An 18,866-nucleotide genomic window follows, 5' to 3' on the forward strand; every position below is an offset into this window, starting at 1 on the left:
TAGTAAAGATGAATTTTGATTTTCATACTCATGGCAAGCTTTCTAAAAAAGTAGAGTTTTCGTTGGATTATTTCAAAAACATGGTAAAAGCAGCAAAGGAAAATGGCCTTGATGGCTTTGCACTGACAGAACATTTTAATACGCGGAATTTCTTTGATGTGTATAATACATTAGATGAAGTGTATCCATACGAAAACGGCTACTACTTAGTAGACCAGGTAAAGGTCTTTCCAGGCATGGAAGTGGATATACAGGAGATTGGGCATATTTTAATCTTGGCTGACCGAGATGTTATCCGTGAAATACGGGGACAGCTAGAACCCTATATTTCGAAAAATCGTTTCATTCATTTCGCTGAACTCCTTGAGCTCTTGAGTCCCTTTGACCTATTACTAATAGGAGCCCATCCTTATCGCCAAAGTACTCCTTTATATGAACTAGACCGGTCATTATTAAGCAAATTGGACGCTTTCGATTTAAACGGAAAGGACCTTCATTCTATAGGGATTGAAGAAAATTCACAATTGGTCTATCAATTTGCTGAAAGCTTAAACAAACCAGTGATCGGCGGAAGCGATACACATCACCAGCTGCAATACGGCTGTATCATTAATGAGCTGGAGACTGACTGCAATACGGTGAGTGATTTAAAGGATATCATTTTGAATGGGAAATATATTATTCGAATAGCGGAAGATTTACATGAAAAGGTTCGACATGCAACAGAGCAGAAGGCATTAGAGAAAAAAATAATGGAAGCTATTGCAAACAGCTAATCTCATGGCAGACCATTTTCACTTCTAAAAAAGCGCAGGTTCATATGGCTTGATTGGCGCACTGACATGAGTATAATCTACTGTTTTTCTAATGTTTTCTCTACTTACTAGAGAAGCGACATACGCTGAAATACAGAATCCCCTTGGATAGTTAAATCCATGGGGATTCTAGTTTTAATCGCTTTCCAGATACTACTTGGCTGTTAGAAAAACAGATTTAAAATGGTATAGAAGATTGCCGCCATTAAGGCGGAAATCGGAATGGTAATAATCCATGTAAGTACCATTTTACGTGCTACGCCCCATCGTACGCCCTTCACACGCTGCGCAGCACCAACACCCATAATCGCTGAGGAGATTACGTGTGTTGTCGATACAGGAAGCGAGATGAGTGTAGCACCGAAAATAACAGAAGCAGAGGATAAATCGGCAGCAGCGCCGTTGATTGGACGGATTTTCATAATTTTACCGCCCACTGTTTTAATGATTTTGTATCCCCCTACTGATGTACCAAGCCCCATTGCCAATGCACAGGCTACACGGACCCAGTCTTGTACTTCATCCCCTGTCTGCATACCTGCTGCGATTAAGGCCATCGTAATAATTCCCATCGCTTTTTGGGCATCATTTGTACCATGTGTAAATGCCTGCAGTGCCGCTGTACCAACTTGCATCGTACGGAAGCCTGTATTTGTTTTATAAAGCGGCATATTCCTAAATAAAAATTTAAAGAGTGTCATCATACAGAACCCTACGGCCAATGCAATAAACGGCGACATAATTAACGCCTGCAAGATTTTTAGGAACCCTTCGTAATTTAAAATGCCAAACCCTGCAGCTCCAATTGCCGCTCCTGCAATCGAACCGATCAATGTATGGGATGAACTAGAAGGAATCCCATAATACCATGTCAGCAGGTTCCAAGTAATAGCCGAGCAAAGTGCTGCCAGGATAACCACAGAGCCTGTCACATCTCCCTCAAAGGCGTTCAACGAAAACGGGTCAACAATATCACTCGCGATTGCTTTTGCTACCCCTACGAATGTTAGTGCTCCGATAAAATTCATGACAGCTGCCATAAGAACAGCTACGCGCGGCTTTAAAGCGCGTGTTGATACAGATGTTGCAATTGCATTCGCCGTATCATGAAATCCATTGATAAAGTCGAATGCCAGTGCAAAGATGACAACTAAAATGGTAATGAGTAATATTGTATCCATATTCAAGTCTCCTACTAATTAGGCGTTACGCATAATGATTGTTTCAATCGTATTTGCGACATTTTGACAGTAATCAGCAATTTCCTCTAATTGCTCGTATACATCTTTAAATTTAATTAAGCGAATAGGGTCCTTCTCGTTCAGGAACAGCTGCTTGATGGATGAACGCAGCACTTCATCACATTGCCGTTCATAGTCCTTCACCAGAATTGCGTGCTGGCGCATGCCGACTAAATCCCTTTTGTTTAAAAGCTCCATTGCTTTTACAATTTCATCAGTTGATTTTGTAATATATCCTAGGAAATCACGCATTGATTGATCGACTTCCAGTAGGGAGACCATTTCGAAGTGGGCAATACAACCTTCTGTTCCATCCAGGATATCATCCATGCGTATTGCAAGTGCCAATATATCCTCCCGTTCGATTGGTGTCATAAATGATTTATTTAACATGACGATTAGTTCATGTATTAATTTATCCCCGGCAGTTTCATATTCTTTCATTTTGATGCTGACTTCTTTTAAATCCGGTACTGTCGTAATGCGGGAATCGTTGGCATAGTGGACTGCCTCACGCACATTTTCGGCGATTTTATAAAGTGCTGAGAAGAAAGGATCTTGCTTTTTTGAACTAAACATGGAATTGCCTCCGTCTACTTAGAAATATAGGTAATTGCTTTTTTCAATCGCAATTATCATAACAATATCTTAAAAGAAAAGGGATGGTTTTCAACCCTTGTGAGACAATCTTTACAATTATGTAACACTGCCCGAAAGCCGGGATTTTATCGTATGTAAAGGGATTTACCAAATAGGATGACCTTCCCTTTCCGCTATAGGACTTGCAGGCCTTATATGGCAGCACTCTTCATTAATAGAATAAATATTTAATTTCCAGCGGCCCTTTCACTCCACACATTTATCTGATTATTGCGTCTATTTGATTGTTAAGGAATTGTAAACGCGGTTTTCATAAAAAAGATGACTGAAAGACAAAAGCTTCCAGACATCTTCTTGTACTATTTATTAATAATGTAAGTTGTGCGTCTGTATAAGTCTCTCCTTCTACAAACAGTTCCTTTTTATTAATTTTGCCGTTGACAAAGCATGTCATAAATATAGCGCGCCTGATCAAACTCCGGTGCTAAGGTATAAGCCTGTTTTAAATGATACTTGGCATCATCTATTCGATCAGTAGAAACGGCATACAGCACCCCAAGATTATAATGGGCATCTGCATTGTTTACATCATGCTCGATGACATACTCCAACTCGGGCTTTGCGTGTTCAAACATTTCAAGCGTACAAAGCAAAATGCCGTATGATAAGCGTATTTCCAAGTCCTCTGGTGCCAGCTCTGCTGCCCGCTGCATGTACGGAAGGGCCAATGACTGGTTACCTTCCCGCTCAAAGCTCTTTGCTAGCATGAAGTAGGCGTCCGCTCCCTCAATCCCATGTTCTATTGATTTTTGATACAGCTTAGCTGCTTCCACAAAACGTTCGGCATTATAATAAAGGTTTGCCAGCCCGTAATAGGCAGTAGCCGCCTTTTCATCCACTGTAAGGGCCTTTTGGAAGAAGCGTTCTGCTCTCTCCACATCATTCAACGTCGCAAGCAGGTTACCAAAGTTTATATAGCCTACTGCTTCATCCGGATTTTGTTCAATGGCATCATTAAAAGCTTGCGCAGCGTCCTCGTATCTTTTTTCCTGAAATGCCTTGATACCCATTTCGTTATAATCTACTATCATGTCGTTTCACCTCAAAAAGAAAGGCGACCGGAGCCGCCCATCTATTATCCTACATATGTTAATTTTTCATTGTTTTTAATGACTTCATCAATTGTGCCGCCGCCTAGGCAGACGTCTCCGTCATACAGGACAACAGCCTGACCCGGTGTAATGGCACGCTGCGGTTCGGCAAATGTAATAAGTGCTGTGCCATCCTCGCGTATCTCCACATCAACAGGAGAATCTGTTTGACGGTAACGGAATTTGGCTGTACAGCTGAATTTTTGGGGTTTCGGTTCGTTGGATGTAAAGCCCAGTTTTACTGCTGTCAAAGCATCTGAGTATAATTTTTCGTGGTGGAAACCTTGTCCTACATATAAAACATTACGCTCTAAATCTTTTCCAAGGACAAACCAAGGCTCCCCGTCCCCTCCAATACCAAGACCATGACGCTGGCCAAGTGTATAATACATCAGTCCATCATGACGGCCTTTTACTTCTCCATCGAACGTCTCCATATTTCCCGGCTGAGCGGGTAAATACTGACTTAAAAATTCCTTGAAATTGCGCTCACCAATGAAGCAAATCCCTGTTGAGTCCTTTTTCTTCGCTGTTGCCAGGCCGGCTTCAGCCGCAATTTCACGGACTTTAGATTTTTCGATATTGCCGATTGGGAACATGACATGCTTCAATTGCTCCTGTGACAGCTGGTTTAAGAAATACGTTTGATCCTTATTATTATCAACACCGCGCAGCATCACGATCTCTCCGTCACGCTCTTCCACACGTGCATAGTGGCCTGTTGCCAGATAATCTGCACCAAGGTTCATCGCATGCTCAAGGAATGCCTTAAATTTGATCTCTTTATTACACATGACATCCGGATTCGGTGTACGGCCTGCTTTATATTCTTCCAGGAAATACGTAAATACTTTATCCCAATATTGCTTTTCAAAATTTACCGCATAATAAGGGATGCCGATCTGGTTACATACAGCTATTACATCTTCATAATCTTCGGTTGCTGTACATACACCATTTTCATCTGTATCATCCCAGTTTTTCATAAAAATTCCGATTACATCATATCCCTGCTGTTTTAGTAAATACGCAGCAACAGATGAATCTACGCCTCCCGACATGCCGACAACGACACGAATTTGTGAAGGATCTCTTGTTTCTACCATACATTATTCACCTTTTCGTTTAGACAAACCGCGTAAAAGGCGCGAAGTCTTTATTTTACTTATTTTTCACTAGACGTTTGACAATTGCAGCTGTACGTTTACCGGCTTCCACTATGTCTTCTTCCGTCAAACCTATCCCAAAGCTAAAGCGGATAGAGCTTCGAATTGCTTCAGCACTATCGCCAAACATGGCAACGAGTACGTGGGAAGGATCTATGGAACCAGCAGTACAAGCCGAGCCGCTTGAAACATGGACCCCCTCCATATCCAAGTTTACTAAAAACGATTCGACATTTGTGCCGGGAAAGGATACATTCAGTACATGCGGCAGCGTTTCGTCCAGTGTACCATTTACTTTATACGAAATTTCAGCTTCGTCAAATTGTTTGATCAGCAATCGCTTAAACCCATTATATTTACGGCGGTTTGCTTCACGTGCTTCAGCCGCCTTCTGGACTGCTGCTGCAAAGCCGATCACAGCTGGAATATTTTCTGTACCTGCCCGGCGCTTCTTCTCTTGTGACCCGCCGTATAAAAGGCTTTCCAGTTTCACTCCTTGGCGGGCAAATAAAAAGCCGATCCCTTTCGGACCGTTAATTTTATGAGCAGTCACACTTAATAGATCGACGCCCAATAATTCCACATCAAGGTATTCAATACCATAGGCTTGTACAGCATCTGTATGGAATGTCGCCTGATGGTCTTTTAGCAGCATACCGATTTCTGCGATTGGCTGAATAGTTCCTACCTCGTTGTTTCCATACATAATCGTAACGAGAATCGTATCATCCTGAAGGGCAGCAGCGACATCCTCTACACGTACACGCCCGGTTTCGTCAACAGGCAGATACGTAACATTAAATCCTTCTTTCTCAAGCTTTTCACAAGCGTGCAGCACTGCATGGTGTTCTACCTGCGTCGTAATAATATGGTTCCCTTCCGTCTTTCGGGCATAAGCTGTGCCGAAAATAGCCATATTGTCAGCTTCTGTCCCACCGCTTGTGATAATAATTTCATTTGCCTGTGCATGAATGGAGTGTGCCAGTGCAGCACGTGCCTCATCCAAATATTTTCGCGCCTCGCGACCTGTGGCATGGATACTCGAAGCATTCCCGTACAGGTCTTCCATCGCTCCTGTCATACGCACAATGGCTTCTTTTGCCATTGGAGTAGTAGCCGCATGGTCAAGATAAATTGTATTCATTTTTAGTAAAACTCCTTTAACCCGTTCCTTAAATATAGAACATATATCCATCATGGACAGTATTGTCCGTATACTTGGCTAAGTCTTCTAATGTTGTCGTATCCAATACGTTTTTCACTGCATCACGGATGCGTACCCATAGTTCACGCTGCGGTGCTTCCTCATTTTCAATTCCCTCTACCGGCTGAATTGGACCTTCCAACACGCGGATGACATCAGCCGCTGTAATTTCTGCTGGAATATTTGCCAGCATATAGCCACCATAAGCTCCGCGTACACTTTTTACGAGTCCCGCATTACGGAGGGGAGATACAAGCTGCTCCAAATACGCCTCCGACAATTCTTTTTCAGCTGCAATTTGGCGAAGAGGGATCGGACCCTCACCATAATGTTTTGCCAATTCAATCATAATCGTTAAACCATAACGGCCTTTTGTTGAAATTTTCATACTAACACCTCAATTATTCTCATTCATGTATTTCTTAAGTATAACACATTTCCCTCTACTCTCATCAAAAATACTCCACTTTAACTTCCCCTCTCACAAGAGTTGGTTTTCGTGCTCGCTAATTCTATAATATATATAAACTATTTATTAAAAAGAGGAGTGATTCCATGCATAATGAACCTCTTGCTTATAAAATGAGGCCGCGAAATCTGGATGAAATCGTCGGCCAAAAGCATGTAATCGGTCCTGATACACCGCTTTACCATATGATTCAAAAAGGGCATGTCCCTTCCATGCTATTATATGGCCCTCCTGGCATCGGAAAAACATCTATTGCCAATGCCATCGCCGGTACAAGCAGTCTGCCGTTTTTTGCCTTAAACGCTACTCATGCGGGAAAAAAGGATATTGAGCAAATCGTCATGGAAGCCCGGATGGCAGGAAAAGTACTCCTGTTTTTGGATGAAATTCATCGATTCAATAAGCTGCAGCAGGATACACTGCTGCCTCATGTCGAGAATGGCTCTATCGTCCTTCTCGGTGCCACAACAGAAAATCCTTTTCATGATGTTAACCCTGCCATCCGTTCCCGCTGTGGGGAAATCGTCCAGCTGGCAAGGCTTACAATCGAGGATATTATTGAACTGCTAAACAATGCCTTGACCAATAAAGAGCGCGGTCTCGGCAGCTATACTATTCAAGTAACAACCGAGCAGCTTACCCGAATTGCAGAAGCTGCAGGCGGAGATGCAAGAAAGGCGCTGACATTGCTCGAGTCCGTATATTATGCTTCAGATGAAGTGGACGGTGTGACTGTTTTCAGCGATACGGCAATAGACGCGCTGGCAAAACGAATCGGGGTCTACGGAGATAAAGGGGGTTCCCATTTTTACAACCTTCTTTCCGCCCTGCAAAAATCGGTTCGTGGCAGTGATGTCAATGCTGCTCTTTATTACCTTGCCCATCTGCTTGAAAGTGGGGATCTTGTTGCTGTCTGCAGAAGATTATTGGTCATGGCCTATGAAGATATCGGTCTGGCCAATCCGGCCGTTGGTGCCCATGTAACGGCTGCAACCGATGCGGCTATACGTCTTGGTATGCCCGAAGCCCGCATTCCGCTTGCAACCGCAGTCGTAGAAATGTGTCTAAGTGATAAATCAAACTCCGCCTATAAAGCATTGGATGCGGCAATCCGTATGATCAATGAAGGTAAGACAGGCGATATCCCGAACCACCTAAAAGACGCACATTATGCTGGAGCCAGCTCACTTGGCCATAAAGGATATCTATATCCGCATGACACACCGGTAGGCACGTTCGGCGGCTGGGTCGATCAGCAGTACTTACCGGATGAGCTTGCAGGTACAGAATTTTACCAGCCGGTTATTGCCGGAGAGGAAAAGCGTATGGCCGGTATTTATGAGAGGCTGAAGTCTTTTAAAAATAAGAATTAATAAATACAGGGGGCGCCTGAAAACAGGCAGCCCCCTATTTAGTGGATTTTCCCATGTAACAGTGTTTGGACATTGTGCAAAATATAATCCTTTACCACTATCAGTTCCTCATCCTCAAAAAGTTGAAGGCCCTGCTCCTCCTCATAGCAGGCCACTACTTTTTTAATTTTCTTGCCTATCTCTTTATTGTTTCGCCAGTCAGTTCCTAACATAATTCAACTATAATAAGATTCTTATTCCACAATTATATTTATAAAAAAACTGCCCCTAGGGACAGTTGGAGTGAAGATTATTTAATTTATATAACGGTAAAATGTCTGTAAACATTCTGAGAGAGGTGCTGAGACTTTTTCGACAGCAGCTTTACCTTCTGTCAATTGCTGCAGGCTTTTGTTTATTTCGTTAAAATATTCTTCATTATAATCCGATTGGCAATTTGGCAGGATTTTCGCTGCTGCTACATAGCCTTCAGTAATTTGATCCAAAGAAGCCTCGTCTAATGAAGCACTCATATTCTGTTTAATGAGATTTTCAAAATATACTAGACGTGAAGCAATATGCATAAACAACATCCAATGGGAATTTTCCTTCGGTATAGCGCCGTCATTTTGTTCAACAGTTTCTTTAAAATATGCAACTGCCTGGCTGTATAATGGTTGTAATTTACTTTGTGCCCTTTCCCAATTCAGGGCTGTGTCAATATGGTCGAACACTACATGATTTAGCTGTTCTTGTAATTCTTCCAAATTCAAAACATTCGTTTTTGCTTGACTAGTCATCAGTTGTTCCATCCTCCTTTAAATCCCTTAGCATGTACTCTTAGTGTAACAAAAATTATATGAGGAAAATGGCAATCGTATAATTGACGAAAAAAATGTGATAATTATGTGAAAACTGACGCGAATCACAGAAAAACTACGTCTTTATTCTGAATATTAACTATTCTACCTTTAAAGAATGATTTATAATTTTCAATTTAACTTATCTACATATTTAGGATACAACTCTTTTAGAAGTAAGGATTTTTCCGTTTCACCGGCTAAGAGAGTCAATGGGGTAAGAAAGAACTTTCCGTCCCGGTAGCTCTTGACTGTCTGGTTGGATCCATAAAACTGCCATGTAAAACTTCCAATCCAGTCGTGTATCGGCATTTGCCTTTTTTCTACAAAAAAATACTTTGATTTCAATACTTCTGCGAACTGATAAAAGCCTTCACTTAAAACATATTCCCTACTCACAAAATCAAAAATAGGCTCTATTACATAGTTCGTATCAAAAATATGGATAATGGACTTTTCCTCATCTAACGCTATTTCTACTGTACTTATTTCATCCATCAAATTTAAGCCCTTATATTCCATCTCACTTAACTGCATTTTTCTCTCCCCTAATCCTTTCAGAAAATTACTTTTTCATTATAACATTTTTACCAAATTCCCGAAATTTGACGGAGAATTTTTAATGACAATGTTAGCAATTTCGTGTATAAATGAGAAAATACGAGCCACTTATTTTTCTGCCAAATTATTATAACGTAACAAGTAGGAGGAGAAAAAGATGCACATACAGCTTTTAAAAAAGAAGGATCTACTCCAAAAAAATTCGATTCTCATGCTTGTCTATGGGTTGGCTGCTAATCTAGGCGGATTGGCACAATTCATTATTGGGCGGCCGATAGGACTTGCCATGTCTCTATTTATACCTGCACTTATCACATTGGGAGTTTACCTTTTACAGCGCAAGGTCGAATGGGTACGTCCTTATTTTCCCTTTATCGTTTCTCTTGCAGGTACAGTGACAATATATGGAGCGATTGTTTCTTATAAAGTAACGTTGGCTACGATCATTCTTAGTTTCTTTATACTAATTATGAGTACAATCCACGGCAAATATATCGTGCTTGCTGCAGGCTTTATCGGCTCCGTACTTGGATTACTGTTTAATTTCATGTTAGATACGACAGGATTTGCCGTAGATCCGGCAAATGTTTTTGTTGTGCATATTTTAATGACACTAGCCATCGGGCTCCATGTACGGCAAAATAAACTTATGCTTTCGAACATCGAAGAATTGATGATGGATGCACATGAAAAAGCATTACGGGAAGAAAGGCTGTACTCCCACCTTGAAACTTCTGTTCAAAATATTACATCAAAGCTAGAACAGATTACAGAAAGTACAAACATAGCAGCAGTTGCCCAGCAAAATATGTTGAACTCTGTAGAAGAAGTACGGGTTGGAGCACATCGCCAGGCAGATCATGTCCATGAAATTGTCCTAAGCACTGAAGCAACAACAAATGAAATCGCCCACATGGTCCAGCAGCTGGAACAAATTGTAACAGAGGCAGAGTCAGCAAGCATGAGTGCTTCTGACGGTGCGAGAGCAATGAATGATATGAAGCAGGAAATTGATGTATTTACAACTTTCTTTGATGAATTACATGCGACTTTCATGGCCTTATCCGGGAAAATTGATGAAACAAACCATTTTGCTACGGATATAAAAAAAATTACAGAGCAGACAAATCTTCTCGCGCTTAACGCTTCCATTGAGGCAGCACGAGCTGGCGAACATGGAAAAGGATTTGCGGTTGTAGCAGAGGAAATACGAAAGCTCGCTCAGATTACAGACCAGACCTTAGTAAAAATCGATACGAACTTAAAAAATGTAAATGGCTATAATAAAGATGCATTAGAAAAGCTGCAAAATGGGGTAGCCCATATTACTATGCAAGTTTCCGCTACTGTTCGGGCAAACAATACATTTCATGAGCTGTTTGAAGCATTGAAAAAACTGCAAAATGATTTAGCGGCATTCTCCAAGGCAACAAATTCCATTGAAAATAACAGCAAATCCATTCTGATGAGTACAAATGAATTTGCTGCTATTATTGAGGAGAGCTCACAGGCAGTCGACCAGCTTGGCGCTGTACTGGAAAAGGTGAATGCCGAACAGCAGCTTATTACTATCAATATCGAGGAAACCTACCAAAATGCATTAAATATCAAGGGGAACTAATAAAAGCCCTGTAACAGTCAGCATTGCTGCCGGTTGTTACAGGGCTTATGTTTATTTTCTTAGTCTTGGACGCGTGTAATTTTTACATCTTTTACTATTTGATTAATGACCCAGCTTGCAGCAATTAAGCCCGCTACTGATGGTACAAATGCATTCGAGGATGGCGGCATTTTCGCCTTGCGTATTTCCGCATTCGGATTACCAACCGTCTCCACAACGTCTGGACGAACAACAATAGGTGATTCATCCGAGAAGACAACGGTAACACCTTTCTTAATGCCTTCTTTTTTCAGCTTTGTACGAATGATTTTCGCTAATGGATCTGTATGTGTTTTTGAAATATCCGCAATTTTAAACCGGGTTGGATCCATTTTATTTGCTGCACCCATACTAGAAATAATAGGAATACCTCTTTTCAGGCACTCCTTCATAATATGAATTTTATACATCACTGTATCTGATGCATCAATTACATAATCAATTCCCTGTGCAAAGAAATCTTCATATGTTTCTTCCGTGTAGAACATATGCATATCAATCACTTCGCATGCCGGATTAATATCGGCAATCCGCTCTTTCATTACCGCTGACTTGGATTTACCGACAGTAGATAAATAAGCGACAAGCTGGCGGTTTATATTGGTGATGTCCACGTTATCTTTATCTACTAAAACAATACGGCCTACCCCGCTGCGTGCACAAGCTTCAGCCGCAAACGAACCTACCCCGCCTACACCTAAAATAGCTACTGTTGTATTTTGAAGTTTTTCTAGCCCTTCTTTACCGATCGCTAATTCGTTTCGGGAAAATTGGTGTAACATATAGCAACCTCTCAATCATTATTATTCTACCCGGAATTATACACACTAACATTTCCATCTGCAACAAAAATAAAACCCCTCTACCGATTGTAGAAGGGAATTAGACAAGGAATAAGACGAATCCCGAATGTGCCGTCATGTTACACATCGTTTTGAACCCGCACTCTAGCAGGGGGGTGCCCTCACTTCTGCATTAAACGTCCCGCTCCAATGGGGCATGTTTGCCGCAGAAAAAATATCGGGCTCCCAACGATTTAATGTTCGGTCAAAACTGTTAAATAACACTTTTTAACGAACACTTCAGGATTCGTATTACAGTTATCATAACACCATTAATCAGAATTTTCAAATCATATTCCATTAAAATACTAAATTTTAATGGAAATGATATTCTTCCACTATGATGCTCTGCAATCCCTTGTCATAAAAATAGAAGTATTCCCCACTGGGGAAGTACTTATTGTTTACCCGTTTATATAGAGGATAAACAAAAAAATCAGGGGCATAAAAACCCCCGACTTTTCTAATTAATCTTTTTTCACTGCTGTAACTGCTAAATTCAATTCCTCTAATTGTGCATCTGCAACTGTTGATGGAGCCGAAGTTAACAGACAGCTTGCTGTTGCCGTTTTCGGGAAGGCGATTGTATCACGTAAGTTTGTACGTCCTGCCAGCAGCATAACAAAACGGTCAAGACCAAACGCTAAACCACCATGTGGAGGAACACCATATTCAAATGCCTCCAATAAGAAGCCGAATTGCTCATGTGCTTCCTCTTCCGTGAAGCCTAACAGCTTAAACATTTTGTTTTGTAATTCCGGCTCGTAAATACGCAATGATCCGCCGCCTAGCTCATAGCCATTTAACACAATATCATAAGCCTGTGCACGAACTGCCGCAGGATTTGTATCCATTAGCTCAATGTCTTCATCAAATGGACGAGTAAATGGATGGTGCGCTGCGTAATAACGTCCTTCTTCTTCGTCATATTCGAATAATGGCCAATCTACAATCCAAAGGAATGCAAACTTGGATTCATCGATTAAACCCAGTTCTTTTCCAAGCTTCAGACGAAGTGCACCAAGTGCATCTGCTACGATAGTTGATTGGTCTGCACCGAATAATAATAAGTCGCCTGCTTCAGCACCTGTGCGCTCAATTAGCTTGTCAGCCATTTCTCCTTCAAAGAATTTGGCAATCGGGCCGTTCAATCCTTCTTCTGTTACTTTCAGCCATGCAAGTCCTTTTGCCTTGTAGATCGCTGCAAATTCACCAAGTGCATCAATGTCTTTACGAGAGTAGTTATAAGCAGCACCTTTTACGTTGATTGCCTTTACTTCCCCGCCGTTCTCGATAGCACCTGAGAATACTTTGAAGCTTGAATCTTTGACGATATCGGAAAGCTGGATAAGCTCTAACCCGAAGCGCACATCCGGTTTATCCGATCCATAGCGGGCCATCGCTTCCTCGTAGCTCATTCGTTGGAATGGTGCTTGCACTTCAATGCCTTTTACTTCTTTCATCACGGCTTGGATCAGACGTTCGTTCATTTCAATAATTTCATCCATCGACATGAAAGATGTCTCAATATCAACCTGTGTAAATTCAGGCTGACGGTCTGCACGTAAGTCTTCATCACGGAAGCAGCGTGCAATTTGGAAGTATTTTTCAAACCCAGATACCATCAGCAGCTGTTTGAATAACTGCGGAGACTGCGGTAATGCATAAAATTCACCTTCATGTACGCGGGATGGTACTAAATAATCACGCGCTCCTTCTGGCGTTGACTTAGTTAAAATTGGTGTCTCTACTTCCAGGAAGCCTTCTTGTTGCAGGAAGTTTCGAATTGTTACCGTTACATCTGAGCGCATTTTAAATGTATCGAACATTACAGGACGTCGCAGGTCTAAATAGCGGTATTTTAAACGTAAATCTTCTGATACTTCCACTTTATCCTCAATGGCAAATGGAGGAGTTTTCGCTTCATTAATAATTGTTAAAGTTTCGGCTAAAACTTCAATTTCACCCGTTTTAATATTGTTGTTGATTTGCGAAGCATCGCGTAAGACTACTTTCCCTGTTACTTCGATAACATATTCACTACGGATTTTTTCAGCTACTTCCAGGGCATCTTTCGCCTGATCACCGAAGACCACCTGAATAATTCCTGTACGGTCGCGCATATCAACGAAAATTAATCCACCTAAATCACGGCGTTTTTGCACCCAACCTTTTAATACGACTTGCTCGCCCTGATGAGCAGCTGTTACCTCACCACAGGCATGTGTACGTTGTGCCATCTTGTAATTCCTCCAACTTCATTCTATCTATTTTTGTAATACGAAATTCACGAGTTCAGCAAAGGCTACCTTCTCCTGTGTACCTGTTTCCATTTCCTTCACATTGACCGCCTGCTCCTCAAGCTCTGTCTCTCCTAGAACGATGACATATTTAGCTCCTTGACGGTCGGCCGTTTTCATTTGAGCTTTCATTTTACGATCCGCATAATCCATATCCGCAGAAATACCGTTTGCACGGAATGTGCTAACTAGTTCAACTGCTTTTGCTTTTGCTGCTTCTCCCATGACAACGACATACATATCAAGTTGATCATCTTCCTGCAGCGCAACACCTTCAGCCTCCAGAGCCAATAGAAGACGCTCAATAGAAAGGGCAAAACCAATCCCGGGTGCATCCGGCCCGCCGATATCTTCCACAAGACCATTGTAGCGGCCTCCGCCGCAAAGCGTTGTGATTGCACCGAATCCGGAAGCGGTAGACATAATTTCAAAAGCTGTATGGTTGTAATAATCAAGCCCGCGTACAAGGTTTGGATCGACTTCGTAAGGGATACCTAAACGATCTAAATAATCCTTTACCTTTGTAAAGTATTCAGCAGAATACTCCGTTAAATAGTCCGTTAAAGCAGGAGCGTTTGCCATTAATGGATGTTCACGGTCTACCTTGCAGTCTAAAATCCGTAACGGATTTTTCTCCAGACGTTTTTGGCAGTCCGAACAGAATTCACCAATGGACGGCTCAAAGTGGTTAATAAGCGCTGTACGGTGAGCATCTCGTGTCTCTTTATCCCCTAAGGAATTAATTACTAATTTTAAATCCTTCAAGCCGACCTTTTTATAAATATCCATTGCAAATGAAATAACCTCTGCATCAATGGCAGGGTCTGCTGAACCAATTGCTTCTACACCGAATTGTACGAATTGGCGGTAGCGTCCTGCCTGCTGCCGCTCGTAACGGAACATCGGCCCGATATAGGAGAGCTTGACAGGCTGATCTGGCTGGCCGAACATTTTGTGCTCTACATAGGCACGTACAGCTGCAGCTGTGCCTTCTGGGCGCAACGTAAGCGAGCGGCCTCCACGGTCAGTAAATGTGTACATTTCCTTTTGAACGATATCTGTTGTATCCCCTACGCCGCGCTGAAATAATTCTGTCGATTCAAAAATCGGCGTACGAATTTCCTTATAGCGATACACATGGCTAAGATCGCGCAGCACCTTTTCTACTTGCTGCCATTTCTCTGATTGATCAGGTAAAATATCCTGCGTTCCACGAGGTACTTTAAAACTCATGAATCACACTTCCTCTCTTGTTTTAGATGGCGTTTCGTTACGAGAGCGCTGTTAGATAAGTAACACTGCCGGCAGTTGTCGTGCCTGCCGACAAGGCTTTTTCCTATCGCAAAAATAAAAAAAAGCCCCCGCCCCCTGCTAATTGCAAGGGACGAAAGCTGTAACTTCCGCGGTTCCACCCTAGTTGATGCACAATGGCATCCACCTCGTAATCGGATAACGGCCGATTCCGTCTTTCCCTACTAAACGTTTGTTTTTTCAGGAAAAAGCCTCCCAAGTGTTATTCGCATCATACATACTGCAGGAAAACTTTCAGCCCTTGATTTTCCCTCTCTTATCAGCATTGGTATTTACTACTTGCTTGATCATCAGCATTTCATTTTAGATTATACATAATCTTAATGTGGCATACCTGTCTTGTCAACTATTTTTTGATTATAAATACCTCATTTGGCATAAATCGAGCATTCGGGTTCCTTTTACTTTAGACAATATCTCCTATTATTTCTTTTTGGCTAAAATAACTGTAGATTTTAATACATACTTGCTTTTACAATGGTAGTAGTAACCCTATTTCGACACACACATACTTTATTTATGTTGAAAGGAGGCCTGCATAATGAGACAAGCATTCCACATTATCATTGTATGTATGCTGATCTTTTCCATAGCATTGCCGACCACTTCCAATGCTGCAGGGGACGATTTAGTCGTTGCTGCAGAAGTTTTAAACCTTCGTGAAGGGCCAGGGTTATCCTACCCTATCCTCTTAAAGCTAAAAGAAGGGGATACAGTGTCGACAATTGAATACGAGGGAGATTGGATCCATGTCAAAGCCGGAAATACAGAAGGCTGGATTGCTGGTTGGATGACGAAAGCAAACGTACAGACAGAAAGTAAGCAGACGCAAAAAGTTATCATTTCTCAAGTCGATCATTTAAATGTACGAGCAGAACCTTCTCTTTCCTCAACCGTGCTGACCCAGTTACCCTCAGGTAATGAAGCCACATACATAAAGTCACAAAATGACTGGATTCAAATTCATTATGGAACAACGACAGGGTGGGTATCAAGCCAATATGTGACGGTAAAGGAGCTTTCCAAAGCTGCCGCAGAGGAAATAGCTGAGGCACCAAGTGAAGGCAATATGTTTACTGTAACAGTAGATGCGGTGAATGTACGAAAGAAAGCAGATTTAACATCCAAGCGTGTTGGTTCAGCCTACCGCGGGGAGCAGTTCAAAGTATTAGAACAGTCGAATAACTGGGTTCATATTCAATACAAAAATAATACTGAGGGCTGGATTTACAAATTCTATGGTTCTTTCGGCGAACAAGCACCATCATCCACATCAAAAGCCTCGCCATCTGACGAAAGTGTCACGATTATTTACGAAGGGACAAACCTTCGCCAGGAGGCTTCTACATCCTCCGCTATTGTTTACCGTGCAAATGCCGGTGAAACATACCGCATACTTGAAGAACAGGGTGACTGGTATAAAGTTTCCGTAAACGGCAATAAAACGGCTTATGTTGCTAATTGGGTTGTTTCAGGAACAGATACTAAACAGCAATCTCCAGCAGTAAAAAGAACAGCGGCCGAAAGAAAAAACGGTACACTCAAGGGCGTAACCATCGTCATTGATGCGGGACACGGTGGAAATGACCATGGAACGACCGGCAGCAGAGGGACAGATGAAAAAGGAATTACACTAAAAACAGCTGAGATGCTGAAATCTAAACTTCGTGCAGCAGGTGCTGACGTTATTATGACACGGGAATCTGACGTATATGTGGATCTCCGGAAGCGGGTTGCCATCTCTCACCAAGTAGAGGCAGATGCTTTTATCAGCCTTCACTATGATGCCACAGAAAATAGCGCAGTTTCCGGGGTTACAACTTACTATTTAAATAGTAACCAGCAGGAGCTGGCAAAGTACGTCCATGCGAAACTCGCTAAGAAAGTATCCCTTCGTGACCGTGGTGTCCAGCCTGGGAATTATCTTGTATTACGTGAAAACCGCCAAAAAGCCATTTTAATAGAATTAGGTTTTTTAAGTAACCCTAGTGAAGAGCGGTCCATCACAACAGACTATTACCGTGAACAGGCAACACTCGGTATTTATGAGGGAATTCTCGACTATTTCGATTCCCAGCTGTAAACAAAAAAGGACAGGCTGGGTACATCTTCTTTTTGCCATATTATCTAAAAACATATGAAGACAAAGTCGCAAAAAGACTTTGTCCCCACTCTGAAGGGCATGCTAAGTCAGCATGCCCTTTACATATTTGCCATCAGCCTTTTCGCAATCATTTGGAATTCATCCGGGCCAATCCCAGGGGCAAATTCCTCCGGAAGCTCATCCAATTCCGGTACTTTGCCTCCCTTTGGCATCCCTTCTATTACAACAAGCGGCTCATTTGTCGTTGGATGCGGGCCTTTCCATATTTGTTTGATGCCCTCATAGTCCCCTACATAATTCCACGTGAATAAAACATGCCCATCCCCGCGGTCCTCATATTTTCGGGCAGTATCAAATACCCGGTTATCCAGATTGGGAATCGGCAGCATCCTTGTTACATCCACGCCTGTTACCATTTCAAGTGCCTTTGCATAGGCCAAGATATGTGTACCGCCCCGTACTAGTAAATAGCCGATCATTTCCCGTGCTGTCGGATGGTCTGTCATTTCATACACACGCATTTTGTGCGTTCTTGCCCCGCACTCCAAGAAAAAATTATGAAGAAGATCGAACACTAGATTGCCGCTTGATGTTACAAATTCTCCATTCCACGGTTTTCCCATTGAATCAACAGGCATCGAAGCTTGAGCGGCTGCGATGAAGCTTTGTGTGTTTCGCAAGTTCTTGGCATTTTGCAGCGGGCTTAAATCAGGTGGTGCTGTAAAAGAATTTCCTTTGTTTAAAAGATTAATCGTTGTTGCAACAAGCTCTACATGGCCGAATTCCTCTGCTGTAATACTTGCAACAAGGTCATAGAATGGCTTTAGCTTTTTTTTCCCACGGAAGTTGAATGATTGATACATATAATTATTCAGTGTCGACATTTCGCCAAATTTCCCGCCCAGCAGTTCCTGTACAGCACTTGCCGCATTGGCATCGCCATATTCGACATTGGGCAGCTCGATCGCCAGACGATTGACACGTTGAAACATAAAAACACCTCCGTTTTGTCTTTTGTAACATATGACATAACAGAGATGCTTATTACGTATCCTTTTTTATTACGCTTTGGCGTATATGATTTTGTTTCCTCATTTGTAAGACATAGATAGTCATCGATAGACATGAGCTAGAGTGCGAATCACATTAGCTTTGTCCGAACCGTCTCCTCGTATAAATAAATGTATCCAATCAGGTTTTCTCCCGCTTTCTCCAATAGGAGACAGTGTT

General features: G+C 42.0%; 17 protein-coding genes, 1 other RNA gene and 1 other annotated feature. Of the genes, 4 read left to right on the forward strand and 14 right to left on the reverse strand.

Going from position 1 to position 18,866, the window contains the following annotated elements:
* The first annotated feature begins 8 nt into the window (after positions 1-8).
* Entirely contained in the window at positions 9-776 is a 768-nt protein-coding gene (locus tag BOD01S_RS19020; protein WP_036156658.1) for a PHP domain-containing protein, read from the forward strand.
* A 203-nt stretch (positions 777-979) separates the two neighbouring features.
* Here BOD01S_RS19020 and BOD01S_RS19025 read toward each other — a convergent pair whose 3' ends face one another.
* The 6 genes from BOD01S_RS19025 to cymR form a co-directional block, all read right to left on the reverse strand.
* Complete coding sequence (locus tag BOD01S_RS19025) at positions 980-1,996, reverse strand: inorganic phosphate transporter (RefSeq protein WP_036156655.1); 1,017 nt, start codon at positions 1,994-1,996, stop codon at positions 980-982.
* An 18-nt stretch (positions 1,997-2,014) separates the two neighbouring features.
* Entirely contained in the window at positions 2,015-2,635 is a 621-nt protein-coding gene (locus tag BOD01S_RS19030; protein ID WP_036156654.1) for a DUF47 domain-containing protein, read from the reverse strand.
* Positions 2,636-3,081: 446 nt separating this feature from the next.
* Positions 3,082-3,747 carry a tetratricopeptide repeat protein gene (locus BOD01S_RS19035; protein WP_036156652.1) on the reverse strand — a complete coding sequence of 222 codons (666 nt, stop codon included), beginning with the start codon at positions 3,745-3,747 and terminating at the stop codon, positions 3,082-3,084.
* A gap of 44 nt (positions 3,748-3,791) precedes the next feature.
* Entirely contained in the window at positions 3,792-4,913 is a 1,122-nt protein-coding gene (mnmA, locus tag BOD01S_RS19040; protein ID WP_036156650.1) for a tRNA 2-thiouridine(34) synthase MnmA, read from the reverse strand.
* Positions 4,914-4,968: 55 nt separating this feature from the next.
* Entirely contained in the window at positions 4,969-6,117 is a 1,149-nt protein-coding gene (locus tag BOD01S_RS19045) for a cysteine desulfurase family protein (protein WP_036156648.1), read from the reverse strand.
* A gap of 28 nt (positions 6,118-6,145) precedes the next feature.
* Complete coding sequence (gene cymR / locus BOD01S_RS19050; RefSeq protein WP_036156646.1) at positions 6,146-6,565, reverse strand: cysteine metabolism transcriptional regulator CymR; 420 nt, start codon at positions 6,563-6,565, stop codon at positions 6,146-6,148.
* A 167-nt stretch (positions 6,566-6,732) separates the two neighbouring features.
* On the opposite strand from cymR, the gene BOD01S_RS19055 reads away from it, so the two are divergent.
* The gene (locus BOD01S_RS19055; RefSeq protein WP_036156645.1) at positions 6,733-8,019 is read left to right on the forward strand and encodes a replication-associated recombination protein A; all 1,287 of its coding nucleotides are present in this window, start codon (positions 6,733-6,735) and stop codon (positions 8,017-8,019) included.
* Between the two features lie 38 nt (positions 8,020-8,057).
* Here BOD01S_RS19055 and BOD01S_RS23425 read toward each other — a convergent pair whose 3' ends face one another.
* From BOD01S_RS23425 to BOD01S_RS19065, 3 genes are all read right to left on the reverse strand, one after another.
* Entirely contained in the window at positions 8,058-8,231 is a 174-nt protein-coding gene (locus BOD01S_RS23425; protein ID WP_156117048.1) for a hypothetical protein, read from the reverse strand.
* An 81-nt stretch (positions 8,232-8,312) separates the two neighbouring features.
* Entirely contained in the window at positions 8,313-8,798 is a 486-nt protein-coding gene (locus BOD01S_RS19060) for a hypothetical protein (protein WP_036156643.1), read from the reverse strand.
* Positions 8,799-8,990: 192 nt separating this feature from the next.
* Positions 8,991-9,395, reverse strand: coding sequence for a hypothetical protein (locus tag BOD01S_RS19065; protein ID WP_052124926.1), 405 nt, complete (start codon positions 9,393-9,395; stop codon positions 8,991-8,993).
* 181 nt (positions 9,396-9,576) lie between these two features.
* On the opposite strand from BOD01S_RS19065, the gene BOD01S_RS19070 reads away from it, so the two are divergent.
* Positions 9,577-11,040, forward strand: coding sequence for a methyl-accepting chemotaxis protein (locus BOD01S_RS19070; RefSeq protein ID WP_036156641.1), 1,464 nt, complete (start codon positions 9,577-9,579; stop codon positions 11,038-11,040).
* A 59-nt stretch (positions 11,041-11,099) separates the two neighbouring features.
* Here the strand turns inward: BOD01S_RS19070 and BOD01S_RS19075 are convergent, their stop codons facing one another.
* The 4 genes from BOD01S_RS19075 to hisS form a co-directional block, all read right to left on the reverse strand.
* Positions 11,100-11,861, reverse strand: coding sequence for a tRNA threonylcarbamoyladenosine dehydratase (locus BOD01S_RS19075; protein WP_036156639.1), 762 nt, complete (start codon positions 11,859-11,861; stop codon positions 11,100-11,102).
* 116 nt (positions 11,862-11,977) lie between these two features.
* A non-coding RNA gene (gene ssrS, locus BOD01S_RS19080) (6S RNA) lies at positions 11,978-12,171 on the reverse strand.
* 217 nt (positions 12,172-12,388) lie between these two features.
* Positions 12,389-14,161, reverse strand: coding sequence for an aspartate--tRNA ligase (gene aspS, locus BOD01S_RS19085; RefSeq protein WP_036156636.1), 1,773 nt, complete (start codon positions 14,159-14,161; stop codon positions 12,389-12,391).
* Positions 14,162-14,188: 27 nt separating this feature from the next.
* Positions 14,189-15,454: a histidine--tRNA ligase gene (hisS, locus tag BOD01S_RS19090; protein ID WP_036156634.1), complete on the reverse strand. Its 1,266-nt coding sequence runs from the start codon at positions 15,452-15,454 to the stop codon at positions 14,189-14,191.
* 144 nt (positions 15,455-15,598) lie between these two features.
* Positions 15,599-15,832, reverse strand: a binding site (T-box leader).
* A 241-nt stretch (positions 15,833-16,073) separates the two neighbouring features.
* Here hisS and BOD01S_RS19095 point away from each other — a divergent pair.
* Positions 16,074-17,615: an SH3 domain-containing protein gene (locus BOD01S_RS19095; protein WP_036156631.1), complete on the forward strand. Its 1,542-nt coding sequence runs from the start codon at positions 16,074-16,076 to the stop codon at positions 17,613-17,615.
* A gap of 119 nt (positions 17,616-17,734) precedes the next feature.
* On the opposite strand, the gene BOD01S_RS19100 is transcribed toward BOD01S_RS19095, so the two are convergent.
* Positions 17,735-18,628 carry a manganese catalase family protein gene (locus BOD01S_RS19100; protein WP_036156629.1) on the reverse strand — a complete coding sequence of 298 codons (894 nt, stop codon included), beginning with the start codon at positions 18,626-18,628 and terminating at the stop codon, positions 17,735-17,737.
* Between the last annotated feature and the right edge of the window lie 238 nt (positions 18,629-18,866).

The organism is Lysinibacillus odysseyi 34hs-1 = NBRC 100172, assembly GCF_001591965.1.
GTDB lineage: Bacteria > Bacillota > Bacilli > Bacillales_A > Planococcaceae > Lysinibacillus_B > Lysinibacillus_B odysseyi.

Coding starts and splice junctions, on each gene's coding strand:
- BOD01S_RS19020 (WP_036156658.1), top strand. CDS start 9: ATGAATTTTGATTTTCATACTCATGGCAAGCTTTCTAAAAAAGTAGAG.
- BOD01S_RS19025 (WP_036156655.1), bottom strand. CDS start 1,996: ATGGATACAATATTACTCATTACCATTTTAGTTGTCATCTTTGCACTG.
- BOD01S_RS19030 (WP_036156654.1), bottom strand. CDS start 2,635: ATGTTTAGTTCAAAAAAGCAAGATCCTTTCTTCTCAGCACTTTATAAA.
- BOD01S_RS19035 (WP_036156652.1), bottom strand. CDS start 3,747: ATGATAGTAGATTATAACGAAATGGGTATCAAGGCATTTCAGGAAAAA.
- mnmA (WP_036156650.1), bottom strand. CDS start 4,913: ATGGTAGAAACAAGAGATCCTTCACAAATTCGTGTCGTTGTCGGCATG.
- BOD01S_RS19045 (WP_036156648.1), bottom strand. CDS start 6,117: ATGAATACAATTTATCTTGACCATGCGGCTACTACTCCAATGGCAAAA.
- cymR (WP_036156646.1), bottom strand. CDS start 6,565: ATGAAAATTTCAACAAAAGGCCGTTATGGTTTAACGATTATGATTGAA.
- BOD01S_RS19055 (WP_036156645.1), top strand. CDS start 6,733: ATGCATAATGAACCTCTTGCTTATAAAATGAGGCCGCGAAATCTGGAT.
- BOD01S_RS23425 (WP_156117048.1), bottom strand. CDS start 8,231: ATGTTAGGAACTGACTGGCGAAACAATAAAGAGATAGGCAAGAAAATT.
- BOD01S_RS19060 (WP_036156643.1), bottom strand. CDS start 8,798: ATGACTAGTCAAGCAAAAACGAATGTTTTGAATTTGGAAGAATTACAA.
- BOD01S_RS19065 (WP_052124926.1), bottom strand. CDS start 9,395: ATGCAGTTAAGTGAGATGGAATATAAGGGCTTAAATTTGATGGATGAA.
- BOD01S_RS19070 (WP_036156641.1), top strand. CDS start 9,577: ATGCACATACAGCTTTTAAAAAAGAAGGATCTACTCCAAAAAAATTCG.
- BOD01S_RS19075 (WP_036156639.1), bottom strand. CDS start 11,861: ATGTTACACCAATTTTCCCGAAACGAATTAGCGATCGGTAAAGAAGGG.
- aspS (WP_036156636.1), bottom strand. CDS start 14,161: ATGGCACAACGTACACATGCCTGTGGTGAGGTAACAGCTGCTCATCAG.
- hisS (WP_036156634.1), bottom strand. CDS start 15,454: ATGAGTTTTAAAGTACCTCGTGGAACGCAGGATATTTTACCTGATCAA.
- BOD01S_RS19095 (WP_036156631.1), top strand. CDS start 16,074: ATGAGACAAGCATTCCACATTATCATTGTATGTATGCTGATCTTTTCC.
- BOD01S_RS19100 (WP_036156629.1), bottom strand. CDS start 18,628: ATGTTTCAACGTGTCAATCGTCTGGCGATCGAGCTGCCCAATGTCGAA.